Source organism: Aeromonas molluscorum, from assembly GCF_051376105.1.
Taxonomy (GTDB): domain Bacteria; phylum Pseudomonadota; class Gammaproteobacteria; order Enterobacterales; family Aeromonadaceae; genus Aeromonas; species Aeromonas molluscorum.
On the sequence record NZ_JBPQCY010000001.1, the window covers coordinates 505,883 to 517,597 of the forward strand.

General features: G+C 60.4%; 12 protein-coding genes and 4 tRNA genes. 8 read left to right on the top strand and 8 right to left on the bottom strand.

The features are described 5' to 3' along the window. The first annotated feature begins 50 nt into the window (after window positions 1-50). The 4 genes from ACSMDR_RS02395 (at window position 51) to ACSMDR_RS02410 (ending at window position 5,004) form a co-directional block, all read left to right on the top strand. Window positions 51-1,712, top strand: a complete 1,662-nt coding sequence (locus tag ACSMDR_RS02395) for a bifunctional metallophosphatase/5'-nucleotidase (RefSeq protein ID WP_436466902.1) — start codon at window positions 51-53, stop codon at window positions 1,710-1,712. Window positions 1,713-1,928: 216 nt separating this feature from the next. Beyond that, a complete protein-coding gene (locus ACSMDR_RS02400; protein WP_436466903.1) occupies window positions 1,929-3,572 on the top strand; it encodes a hypothetical protein in 1,644 nt (547 codons plus the stop codon). A 155-nt stretch (window positions 3,573-3,727) separates the two neighbouring features. Further along, complete coding sequence (locus tag ACSMDR_RS02405; protein WP_436466904.1) at window positions 3,728-4,231, top strand: M48 family metallopeptidase; 504 nt, start codon at window positions 3,728-3,730, stop codon at window positions 4,229-4,231. Further along, complete coding sequence (locus ACSMDR_RS02410) at window positions 4,228-5,004, top strand: DUF2927 domain-containing protein (protein ID WP_436466905.1); 777 nt, start codon at window positions 4,228-4,230, stop codon at window positions 5,002-5,004. Before ACSMDR_RS02405 ends, ACSMDR_RS02410 begins: the two co-directional genes overlap by 4 nt. Before the next feature lie 88 nt (window positions 5,005-5,092). On the opposite strand, the gene ACSMDR_RS02415 is transcribed toward ACSMDR_RS02410, so the two are convergent. Continuing rightward, complete coding sequence (locus ACSMDR_RS02415; protein ID WP_005906260.1) at window positions 5,093-5,341, bottom strand: DinI-like family protein; 249 nt, start codon at window positions 5,339-5,341, stop codon at window positions 5,093-5,095. 74 nt (window positions 5,342-5,415) lie between these two features. Beyond that, entirely contained in the window at window positions 5,416-6,306 is an 891-nt protein-coding gene (locus tag ACSMDR_RS02420) for a LysR substrate-binding domain-containing protein (RefSeq protein ID WP_436466906.1), read from the bottom strand. A gap of 115 nt (window positions 6,307-6,421) precedes the next feature. Here ACSMDR_RS02420 and ACSMDR_RS02425 point away from each other — a divergent pair, with 115 nt between their 5' ends. The 3 genes from ACSMDR_RS02425 to ACSMDR_RS02435 are packed head-to-tail and all read left to right on the top strand — an operon-like array spanning window position 6,422 to window position 9,228. Beyond that, on the top strand, window positions 6,422-7,573 hold the full coding sequence (locus tag ACSMDR_RS02425; RefSeq protein WP_436466907.1) for a methionine aminotransferase: 1,152 nt from the start codon (window positions 6,422-6,424) through the stop codon (window positions 7,571-7,573). Window positions 7,574-7,581: 8 nt separating this feature from the next. Then, window positions 7,582-8,397 (top strand): carbon-nitrogen hydrolase family protein, encoded by an 816-nt coding sequence (locus ACSMDR_RS02430; RefSeq protein WP_436466908.1) that lies wholly within the window; start codon window positions 7,582-7,584, stop codon window positions 8,395-8,397. A 60-nt stretch (window positions 8,398-8,457) separates the two neighbouring features. Beyond that, window positions 8,458-9,228, top strand: coding sequence for a transporter substrate-binding domain-containing protein (locus tag ACSMDR_RS02435; protein WP_005909332.1), 771 nt, complete (start codon window positions 8,458-8,460; stop codon window positions 9,226-9,228). An 85-nt stretch (window positions 9,229-9,313) separates the two neighbouring features. On the opposite strand, the gene ykgO is transcribed toward ACSMDR_RS02435, so the two are convergent. From ykgO to ACSMDR_RS02465, 6 genes are all read right to left on the bottom strand, one after another. Then, window positions 9,314-9,439, bottom strand: a complete 126-nt coding sequence (gene ykgO / locus ACSMDR_RS02440) for a type B 50S ribosomal protein L36 (protein ID WP_005909330.1) — start codon at window positions 9,437-9,439, stop codon at window positions 9,314-9,316. Continuing rightward, window positions 9,436-9,705 (bottom strand): type B 50S ribosomal protein L31, encoded by a 270-nt coding sequence (locus tag ACSMDR_RS02445; protein WP_436466909.1) that lies wholly within the window; start codon window positions 9,703-9,705, stop codon window positions 9,436-9,438. Before ACSMDR_RS02445 ends, ykgO begins: the two co-directional genes overlap by 4 nt. 392 nt (window positions 9,706-10,097) lie before the next feature. Continuing rightward, window positions 10,098-10,181: transfer RNA gene (locus tag ACSMDR_RS02450), tRNA-Leu, on the bottom strand. A gap of 61 nt (window positions 10,182-10,242) precedes the next feature. Next, window positions 10,243-10,318, bottom strand: a tRNA-His gene (locus ACSMDR_RS02455). A 36-nt stretch (window positions 10,319-10,354) separates the two neighbouring features. Then, window positions 10,355-10,431, bottom strand: a tRNA-Arg gene (locus ACSMDR_RS02460). Window positions 10,432-10,498: 67 nt separating this feature from the next. After that, window positions 10,499-10,575: transfer RNA gene (locus ACSMDR_RS02465), tRNA-Pro, on the bottom strand. Between the two features lie 215 nt (window positions 10,576-10,790). Here ACSMDR_RS02465 and folD point away from each other — a divergent pair. Beyond that, window positions 10,791-11,645 carry a bifunctional methylenetetrahydrofolate dehydrogenase/methenyltetrahydrofolate cyclohydrolase FolD gene (gene folD, locus ACSMDR_RS02470; RefSeq protein ID WP_436466910.1) on the top strand — a complete coding sequence of 285 codons (855 nt, stop codon included), beginning with the start codon at window positions 10,791-10,793 and terminating at the stop codon, window positions 11,643-11,645. Window positions 11,646-11,715: the final 70 nt, after the last annotated feature.

Sequence of the window (11,715 nt, forward strand, 5' to 3'; positions counted from 1 at the left end):
CCGCACCTAAGGTAGACTCTCCCCCTTCTTTCCCCCAAAGGAGGACCGATATGAGTATGACGGTTCAACTTGCCCATTTCAGTGACTGCCACTCCCACTTCGATGGTGCCCAAGTACGTTTCAGCCCACCGGGGCAGGCCCAGTGGCTGTGCCAGAGCGGCGGTTATGCCCGCTTGCTGACCCGAGTGCGCCAACTGCGCCGCGATGCCGCAGCCGCAGGCATCCCCAGCCTCTTGCTGCACGGGGGAGACACCTTCCAGGGCTCGCTCTATTTCAACCGCTTCAAGGGTCGCGCCAATGCGGACCTGCTCAGCCTGCTCGCCCCCGATGCCATGGTGCTCGGTAATCATGAGTTCGATCTGGGCAACGGCCCTCTGGTTGAGTTTTTGCGTCAGCTGGATTTCCCTGTGCTGGCCGCCAACCTGGACAGCAGCCAGGAGCCAGTCGACTGCCCGCTCCCGCTGCGCGGCTTGCCTCATCTCCATGATGTCAGCCAGCCCTGGCTGGTACGCGAACTGGGGGGAATACCTTTTGCCCTGCTCGGCATCACGCTTCCCCAGATGGCGGCCATCGCCAATCCGGACGAACATACCCGCTTTCACGGCGTGGCCCAGACCCTGACCCGCCACCTCGGCGATATCCGCAGCCAAGGCATACATCACATCATTTTGCTCAGTCACCTGGGTCTTGAGCAGGACAAGTTGCTGGCCGAGCGTTTCCCCGCACTGAGCCTCATCATTGGTGGTCATACCCACAGCCTGCTTGGGGATCTCACGCAGCTGGGTCTGCCAAGCGAGGGGGATTATCCGCTGATGATCAATGGCGTCGCGCTGCTCCACGCAGGCCACAGTGCCCAAAGCCTGGGGGTCTGCGAGCTCAGCTTCGATGGCCAGGGCCGGGTCATTGCCAGCAAGGGACAGATAGAGTGGTTGCCCTGGCAACCCTGGCCTTATCAGGGCCAGGTGCCAGCCAACCTGACCTTCTGTGAGCCGGACGCGCTTATCGAAGATCACATGGCGCGCCGCTACCGCCCCGCCCTCGAAGAGATGGCAGCCAAGGTGGTCACCCGGCTGGGCCAACCATTGCTGCATCAACGGATCCCCGATGCCAAGCTGCCCCATGGCAGCCAGGTCGCACCGCTGGTTGCCGCGGCCATGTTGTCCGGGGCTCGCGAGCAGGTCGGGCAGGTCGATTTCGCGCTCCACAACGGCGGCGGCGTGCGCTGCTCCCTCGAGCAAGGCCCGCTCACCGAGGCCGACATCGCCGGTCAACTGTTGCCCTTCGCCATCCCCCTCACCCTCTACCGGGTGCACGGTCATGAGCTGGCGGAAGCGCTGGAAGGTGCCATCGACAACGCCACCGACAATGGCCTGGTCGGCAATGGCAGCGGCAGCTTCCCCTACACCGCCGGGATCCGCTTCCACTATCTGGCCGCGCTGCCCAAGGGCGAGCGCATCCGCCAGCTGGAATGGGAGGCCGCCCCCGGCCACTGGCAGCCGGTGGAAGCCAATAGCGTCTATCGTGGCGTATCAAGCGCCTACACGGCGTCTGGCAAGGAGGGATATACGGCGCTCGCCCGCACCCTGACCCAGCATAACCAGGAGCTGGGCATTACCCTGGCCGATGCGTTCATTCGCTGGGCACGCCAGCACCCGGAGCTGCCTGCCCCGGCGCCGCTGATCCACTACCGGGCTGGCGCTGTGCCCGATTGAGCTGACTCACAGGGGATCGACCAGAAGGCGAGCGACTGGCGCGGAGCCAAACGCACACTAACCTGTGATAAGTGGCTGTTTTTAGTTCGAGAATCCCTAAGAGTGGCCCGGTAAGCGGGATTATTTTCCTTCCGGCCCGCGCCCCCATTGCATCGGGGGCGCGGGCTCGGCAAGATAGGCCCGCTTTCGCATGCTCAGGCAAAGGATCCAGGCCTCATGAATCACTTCATTCGTTTCTCTTCTTCGCGCAACAACCCGCCGCTGCAGCCCCTTGCTGTCCTGCTGACCGGGCTCATCGCCTGCCTGTTCTGCCTGCGCAACCCCCTGTTTTACGACATGGCCCCGGGCTTCGATGCCTCGCTCTTTGCCGTGATGGGCAAGATGTGGGCCGAGGGGGGGATACTCTATCGCGACATGATAGACATCAAGGGGCCCATGATCTTCGCCCTGGATGCCCTTGGCTACCAGCTGGACGGCTTTCGCGGTATCTGGCTGCTGGAGCTGGCCCTGTGCTGGCTCGGCCTGCTGGCAAGCTGGCAGGCCTTCAACCAGCTCGGTCTCTCATTTCAGGCCAGGCTGGGCGCCATGCTGGCGGTGTTGGCGCTCTATGGCACCCGTTACTACTACGGCAACATGACGGAAGATTGGACATTCCACCTGGCACTGATCGCCCAGTGGGCCTTCATCGCCCTGCTGCTGGACAAGGAGTTTCGCTGGTGGCCAGCCCTGGTGGCCGGGCTCACCTTTGCCATCGTCGCCTGGATGCGTGCCAACAACGGAGCCCTCTGGGGAGCCTGGTACCTGACCCTGTTCCTCTGCTGGTGTCTGCGCGAGCAGTGGCGTGATGCCCTGCTGTTGCTGCTCTCCAGCCTGTTTGGACTGGCACTGATCGGCGCCCCCCTCTATGGCTATTTTCAGCAACATCAGCTGCTGGCCGAATTCAAATACTACGCCTTCGATATCTTCTTCGAAGGCAGCTATGGCAACGGCTTCTCCATCTACGTAGGCGCGGTTGGCCTGCTGCGTACCGGCCTCATCATGCTGCTGCCCGCCTTCGTGTTGCTGATGCTGAGCCGACGTCAGGAGTGGCATCTGCCCGCCTTGTTCGCCACCCTGTTCGGCGTGCTGTTCACCCTGATTGCCAACTCGGTCTCGGGTCATGTGTTTGATCACTATGATGTGCTCTATCTGCAACTGGGGCTGCTGCCGCTTGCTTGCCTGCTCGATCGCAGCGAGCGCCAGAGCGATCTGATGGGTCTGTTCTGCATCTCGCTGGTGGTACTCACCGCCAGCTGGCTGTTGGCCCAGCAACTGGTGTTTGGCTGGAGCAACAAGGAGTGGAGCCTGGACAGGGTAAGCGAAGTGCTGGGTGCCAGCCTGCTGTGGGCCCTGCCCGTGCTGATCCTGCTCCCCCTGTGGCGGGCCTGGGATGTACGCTCCGCCACCCCCTGGATAGCCAGCCTGGCCATGCTGGCCCTGATGATCAACAACGCCTGGGAGGGCACCCAGAAGGGGCGCCCCTTCAATGCCGCCGCTCAAGTGCGAGTCGATCGTATCCTGGCCGAGACCACCCCTCAGGACAAGATTTGGGTCGATGCCATTCAACCTCAGTATTACCTCTGGACGGATCGCCAGCCCGCCTCTGCCTATCTCTTCTTCAGCAACGTCAACCCGCCCTATGACGTGCGCGAGCGTGTGCTTCAGGATCTGCGGCGCCAGCAGCCCAAGTTCATCATTGCCAAGCCAGAGAAACTGGCGGAGGGGCTCAAACCTGCATCCTCGCCTTCCACTCAGGCTTTCTACCGCTATCTGCAAACGCACTACAGCGAGGTGGATCCCGGTCTCTATCGTCGCCACTGAGTCGATGACGAGATCGGATGGGAACCGTCACCAGCGACCAAAGAGCTCCCAATGGCGGCGCTGGTTGAGATTGACAGGCCCGGATATAAAAAAGGACGCTCATTGGCTACAATGAGCGTCCTTTTTATCTGTCCCATTGACCCGACAGGAGTTCCATGACGGCACTGACCTATCTCGGCGGTTATCCCGAGTCCCTCAAGGCCCAAGTGTTGCAGCTGATCGAGGGCGGCAAGCTTGGCGATTTTCTCGCCAAACGCTACCCCGACAGCCACAGCATCCAGAATGACAAGGCCCTGCTCGCCTATACCATGGATCTCAAGAACCGTTACCTCCGCAGTTCAGCGCCCCTGGCCAAGGTGATCTTCGATGGCAAGATCAACGTGATCAAGGACGCCCTGGGTCTACACACCTATGTCAGCCGGGTGCAAGGCAACAAGCTCAAAGCCAAGAACGAGATCCGCATCGCGGCCCTGTTCAAGGCCGCTCCCCCTGCCTTTCTCAAGATGATCGTGGTGCATGAGCTGGCACATATTAAGGAGAAGGATCACAACAAGGCCTTCTACCAGCTCTGCCAGCACATGGAGCCCGATTATCACCAGTTGGAATTTGATCTGCGGCTCTGGCTCACCTGGCGGGATCTGGAGAAGGGAGCCCAGTGAAATATCTGAGCGGCCTGCTGCTACTGCTTGCCCTGCACAGTGCCCAGGCCCTGGAGCGCTGGCAACAGGATGCCTATCTGGTGGAGAGTTTTCATCAGGTGGCACTCAAACGGGAGTATCAGGATAAGGGGCAGGATCACTTCAACCGCTGGCGCCAGCCGGTGCGGATCCGGCTTGTCAACGAAGTCGGCGACAAACCGCTGCAAGCTGACGTGGTGAAAATCCAGGCGGCGCACCTGAGTCATATCACGGGTCACAGCGTGACGCTGGTCCAGGATCCATCCAAAGCCAACCTCACCCTGGTAATGACCCGTCGCTCGCAGGTGACGCGCTGGGCCAGACAGTTGATGGGGCAAAGTCCTTCGATCCAGGCCGCCCTGGCCGATGGCTTGTGCATCGCCAACTATGTCACCGACCAGGAAGGCGCCATCCGCCGGGCCAGCATCATCATCCCGGTCGATGCCAGTCGCGACCAGGGACGCTTTCTCGATTGTGTGGTGGAAGAGTTAACCCAGGTCATGGGGCTGCCCAATGACTCGGATGCCGTCTTCCCCTCCATTTTCAATGACCGCAGCACCGACAGCTTCCTGACCGGGCTCGATTATCTACTGCTCAAGATGGCTTACCACCCGGCCTTGACTCCCGGCATGACCCAAGCAGAGGTAGATGCCGCCCTGCCAGCCGTACTCAGAAGCCTCAAGGCCCAGGGTGACATACTGCAGGCAAACCGCCGGGTGCAGGAGCATAGCCTCAAGCGGTGGGCCGGCCTCTAGGCCTCCCTACCCGCAACGCACGAATAACGAGCACCGGGAACATCAGCGCCCAAGCAGCGCCATGCTTCATCCGAGATGGCGAGGCCTATCAGGCCGCGCTTGTTTCCGGCAGCCAGCTCTCGGCGTTTTCCCACACTTCCTGTACCAGCTCTTCCACCAGCACTTTATCTTCCTTGCTGGCCCGAGTGATGTTGAGCGCCATGTTGCTGCCCCCTGCCACCCGCACCTGGATATCGGGGAAGCGACGGCCCAACTGTTTGAGCAACTCTTGCTCCAGGGCGGCCATGGTATCGGGGGAGACCTGTTTTTTCCTGTCGATGATGATTTCCAGACGCATAAGCACCTCTCATGTTGATACTGTGATTTTATACAGTATTTTTGGCGTCTGTAAAGCGCGCTCGACGAAAAATGTCAGGGATGAGGAGGCCCCCCCTGTAGCCACTGATAGACCTGACGCACACCAGGCTGCTGGCTGTCGGGGCGAGCCAGCAGGGCATATTCATGATCCGTGCTGAGTATGGGGGCAAAGGGGGCTACCAGCGCACCTGTCTCCAACTCCTCTGCCACTATGGTGGGGTCTCCAAGGGAGAGACCAAAACCCTGAAGCGCTGCGTTCATCGCCAAATCCAGGGTATCAAATAGCTGCCCTCCCTGAGGCAACCAGGGCGTTTCGACAAAGGTGGCGAACCAGTTCCGCCAGTCGCGTCTGTCCGCACTGGCATGCAGTAGCGGCAGTGCCAGCAGATCGGTGATGGGGCGTTCAAACAACTGGTATTTAGCCGCAAAGGCAGGGGTGCAGATGGGGGTCAACCGCTCTCGAAACAGTGGCTGGCTGTGAAGCAGCCGGGCCTGAGTGGGTTGATAGACGATGGCAAGATCGAACGGCTCGCGGGCAAAGTCGATGCCATGGCTATGGCTGCCGCGTACCTCGACCGCCTCACCTTCGAAGTCTTGCAACCGACGCAGCAACCAGCGGCTGGCGCAGGAGGGCACCTTGATGCTGATGGCCTGTTGGCGCGGCAAGATTTGCAGGGCGCCCAACCCCTCCCCCATGCGGGCTAGCCCCTCGCTGACGAAAGGTAGCAACCGCTCGGCGGCCGGTGTGAGACTAAGGCAGCGGGTGCCGCGCAGGAAGAGGAGATGGCCAAGGCGTGCCTCCAGCTGGGCGATCTGCTTGCTCACGGCGCCTTGACTCACACACAGCTCATCGGCCGCCAGGGTGAAGCTCAGATGACGGGCGGCGCACTCGAATACTTGCAACCCATACAGGGGCAACTGGCTACGCGGCTGGGTCGTTAACATACAAGCCTCCATGCTTGAGAAAAACTCATGCATACCATGCCGAATAATCCTTTGCCGGGCAAGGGTTCAGGGCGCTAAAACAGAGACATCTTCCACACATTCAGGTGATGGCGTCATGTCTTCTCCCCGTATCATCAGCAAACTGCCCCAGGTGGGTACCACCATCTTCAGCGTGATTGGGGATCTTGCCGCGCGCCATCCCAGCATCAATCTCTCTCAGGGAGCGCCAAGCTTCCCCTGCGATCCCGCGCTCATCCGGGTGACCCACGAGGCGATGCTCGCGGGTGAAAACCAATATGCACCCATGACGGGGCTGCCCGAGTTGCGCGAACAACTGGCGGCCAAGATAGCGACCAGCTATGGCCACACCTATGATGTCGGCGAGGAGATCACCATCACCGCCAGTGCCAGCGAAGCCTTGTTCTGCGCCATCACGGCTCTGGTTCATCCAGGGGATGAAGTGATCATGTTCGAGCCCGCATTCGACAGCTATCGCCCCATGATCCAGTTGCAGGGCGCCACCCCTGTGGTCATCGCCCTCAAGGCTCCGGATTTCACTATCCCCTGGGATGAGGTGGCGGCGCGCATCACGCCCCGCACCCGCATGATAGTGCTCAACACCCCCCATAATCCGACCGGCACCATCTGGCAGGCGGCGGATCAAGAGCGGCTCGCCCGCCTGGTGCGAGGCACCGATATCATCATTCTCTCTGACGAGGTATACGAGCATGTGGTATTTGATGGCGCCCTGCACCAGAGCGTGATCCGTTACCCTGAGCTGATTGAGCGCTCCGTCGCCGTCTTCTCCTTTGGCAAGACCTTCCATGTCACCGGCTGGCGAGTGGGTTACTGCGTGGCCCCCCGCCCGCTGATGGAGGAGATCCGCAAGGTGCACCAATTCGCCATGTTCGCCGCCGACACCCCCATGCAGTACGGCTTTGCCCACCTGTTGCAGCAACCGGCTCACTATCAGGGGCTGGCCGCTTTCTACCAGCAAAAACGGGACCTGCTGGTCTCGGCCCTGGCCGAGTCACGCTTTACCCTCTTGCCCTCGGCGGGCAGCTTCTTCATGCTGGCCAGCTACGAGCGGGTAAGCGACGAGGCCGACAGCCTGTTCGTACAACGCCTGATCCGCGATCACGGGGTCGCCACCATTCCCGTCTCGGCCTTCTATCACGACGGCACGGATCAACGGGTCATTCGCCTCTCCTTCTCCAAGGATGATGACACCCTGCTGGCCGGCGCCGAGCGCCTATGCGGCGTCTAGGAGGCACTATGGATTCAGTGCGTGTCGCCGTGTTGCAGATGGTGTCCGGGGATTGCCTCGCCACCAACCTGACCCAGGCCGAGGCCCTGTTGCGCCAGGCGGCGGCCGAGGGGGCCGAGTTTGCCCAGCTGCCGGAATACTTCTACCTGATGCCCGCCGACGAGCGGGCGCGGGTTGCCCTGGCCGCCCCCGTGAGCGATCACCCTCTGCTGGCCTGGGCCCAGGGGCTGGCCCGGGAGCTCAGGATCTGGCTACTGGCGGGCACATTGCCGCTCGTAAGCGACGAGCCCGGCAAGATGCACAACAGCAGCCTGCTTATCGACCCGCGAGGGCAGCTCGCCAGCCGCTACGACAAGCTGCACCTGTTTGGCTTTTGCACCGGGCAGGAGCAGTATGACGAGGCCGCGACCATGAGCCCGGGCCGGGAGGTGGTGAGCCATCCCCTGCCCTGGGGCCAGCTGCGCCTTGGGATCTGTTACGATTTGCGCTTCCCCGAGCTATTCCGGCTCGGGCCTGCGCCCGATTTCATCGCCTTGCCCGCCGCCTTCACCCACACCACGGGACAGGCGCACTGGGAGCTGCTGCTGCGGGCTCGGGCGGTGGAAAACCTGGCGTTCGTGCTGGCATCGGCTCAGGGTGGACATCACCCGGGCGGACGCCGCACCTTCGGCCACAGCATGATTATCGATCCCTGGGGCCGGATCCTGGCCCGGATCGAAGAGGGTCAGGGGATGGCCATCGCCACCCTGGACTTGGCCGCCCAGCGCACACTGCGTCGCCAGTTGCCAGCCCTCGATCATCGCAAGATAAGCGTCGGCCCATGAAGCCGACCCACGTTAAATACTCACGACTATGCGCATGACGCCACACTCAAGGGATTGACCATGAAACTCAATGCAATAATGATGCTGATGGCGCTGACCGCCACAGGCCAGGCTGTCGCCAAACCCCTGGTGATCGCCACCGATGCCACCTATCCCCCCTTCGAAATGGTCGACAGCAGCGGCAAAGTAGGCGGCTTCGAAGTCGAATTGGCCCACGCCCTGTGCGCCGCAATGAAGGCCGAGTGCGAGGTGATCAACCAACCCTGGGATGCCTTGCTGCCGGGCCTGCAGGTACGTAAATACGACGCCATCATGTCCTCCATGAACATCACGGATGAGCGGCGCCAGAAGGTCGACTTCAGCAAGGTCTACTACATGATGCAAAACCGCTTCGTGGGCCGCAGCGACAAGGCCGCCGACTTCAGCGATGATCCGGCCCACTTCAAGGGCAAGGTGATCGCCGTGCAGGAAGGTACCCCCCAGGATAACTTCATCACGGCACGCTATGGCGATGTGGCCAGCATCAAACGCTACGTCAATGCACAGTCTCCCATGCTGGATCTGCAGTCCGGCCGCGCCGACTACACCTTCGGCAACATGGTGCAGCTCAAGGTCGGCTTCCTCGAAAAAGAGATGGGCAAGCAGTTTGAGTTCGTGGGTCCCCAGTTCAATGGCACCCAGGACAAGATCCTGGGCGAAGGGGTGGCAGTGGCGCTGCGCAAAAACAACGACAAGCTCAAGGGGGCGTTTGACGCAGCCATCGATAGTGTCAAGGCCGATGGCACCTTCGACAAACTGCTCAAGAAATATCAGCTCGAAAATCTGCTCTGATGGCAGGCTAGCTGCGGCACACGAAGAGACAATACAGGGCGACCATGGGTCGCCCTTCTCATTGAAGACAGGCCGTGGCCTCCCTTTATCCCTGCCGCGCCTTGAAGCGCGGATTGCTCTTGCAGATCACGAACAACTTGCCGCGGCGACGCACCAGCTGACAGTCAGGGTGACGTGTCTTGGCCGATTTAAGGGATGCGAGTACCTTCATGCCGCCCCCTGCTTGCCGAGGAAAGCACCAAAGCGCTGACCGAAGCGCGCCACCTGCCCCTCGGTGCCCACCTGCTTTTGCTTGCCGGTGTAGAAGGGATGAGAGGCGCTAGAAACATCCAGTGTCAGATAAGGGTACACCTGGCCATCCTGCGCCCATATCTGAGTGCGATCCGTCTTCAGGGTGGACCCCACCAGGAAATAGCTATTGGCCGTTACATCGTGAAACAGCACCTTGCGGTACTCGGGATGAGTATCAGGTTTCATAATCGCCTCAATTGTTATGTTATAACGAAACACAAAATATCCCAATCAAGAAGAGTTATCAATATCCATCAACGACTTTGCACAAGAAACCATAAAGGAGTGCCCCTGACGGATCACCCAGACCAGCCTCGACAGACCCGCCCATCGAGGAAAGAGCAAAAAGGCAAAAGGGCATGACTAGCCCATCAGCCAATACAATGGACGAACGGCACAGAGGAAGAGAATCGGTGACGGCAAAGAGAGCAGTCCCCGTGATGACAAGGGGAGAAAGACAGGTGCAATAGGACACCTCTACATAGCTGGCAGAGGGCACTCCAGATGCAAAAAGGCCCGTCAGTGACGGGCCTTTCTTTTTGGATGCAGGAAGATCATCCGACTCTATCGATAAAGCATGGTGCGGAAGGAGAGACTCGAACTCTCACGCCTAGGGCGCCAGAACCTAAATCTGGTGCGTCTACCAATTTCGCCACTTCCGCAAAGGACTTTCGCTGCTCGCACCTTCTGCTCAACGCGCAAGATACCAGCAGGCAACAATAATGGGGTGGCTGATGGGGCTCGAACCCACGACAACCGGAATCACAATCCGGGACTCTACCAACTGAGCTACAGCCACCACTGAAAACATCTGACCATGCTTGCCGCAGCAAGATGGTGCGCCCTGCAGGATTCGAACCTGCGACCCACGGCTTAGAAGGCCGTTGCTCTATCCGACTGAGCTAAGGGCGCATTTTGCTCAACAACACCTCACATCCAGCACTTCAATTGGCCATACACGATGCATTGTCGATAAAAATGGTCGGTGATAAAGGATTCGAACCTTTGACCCTCTGGTCCCAAACCAGATGCGCTACCGGGCTGCGCTAATCACCGAGATACTACATTTCACTTGCAGCCAACAGCTTATCTGCGATAAGGCTGATGGGCAACGGGCGGGCATCATACCCAAGCGCTCGAGCCAGCGTCAACGAATTTTTCCATCAATAAATTCAAGTGTCTACTTCTTGCCCGCCCGCATCGCGCCGCTAACATCCCAGCTAAAAAAATGCGACAATGCGCACAGTTGAACCCATGGTGAGTGAAGAACGATGTCTGCCAAAATCATTGACGGAAAACAGGTTGCGCAAACGATTCGCAATCAGGTAGCAACCGAAGTCCAGCAGCGGCTCGCCGCCGGGCAGCGTGCCCCCGGGCTTGCTGTGATACTGATAGGGGCCGATCCCGCCTCTCAGGTCTATGTCGGCAGCAAGCGCCGCGCCTGTGAGGAAGTTGGATTCATCTCCCGCTCCTACGATCTGAGCGCCGAGGCAAGTCAGGACGAGCTGCTAACCCTGATTGACCAGCTGAACCTGGACCCCGAGGTTGATGGCATCCTGGTACAGTTGCCGCTGCCCGCCCACTTCGACACCACCCAGGTGCTGGAGCGGATCCGTCCCGACAAAGACGTCGATGGTTTCCACCCTTATAACGTCGGCCGACTGGCACAGCGTATTCCCGCCCTGCGCCCCTGCACCCCCAAGGGCATCATGACGCTGATCGAAGCCACCGGCGTCAAGACCCATGGTCTGCACGCCGTGGTGGTGGGGGCATCCAATATCGTCGGTCGCCCCATGACCCTCGAACTGCTGCTGGCCGGTTGCACGACTACGACCTGCCACCGCTTCACCCAGGATCTGGAGACCCAGGTCCGCCGCGCCGATCTGCTGGTTGTCGCCGTCGGCAAACCGAACTTTATCCCGGGTGAGTGGGTGAAGCCGGGTGCCCTGGTGATCGATGTGGGCATCAATCGCCTCGCCGATGGCAGTCTGGTGGGTGATGTCGAGTTCGCCACCGCCCGCAGCCATGCCGCCTTTATCACCCCGGTTCCGGGCGGCGTCGGTCCCATGACGGTGGCCAGCCTGATGGAAAACACCCTGATCGCCTGCCGCGACTACCACAGCTAAGACCGCAGGATCTCAGTGACAGAAGGCAGGCCCAGGCCTGCTTTCTCTTTTTCCAACGTCTTCTCCCCTG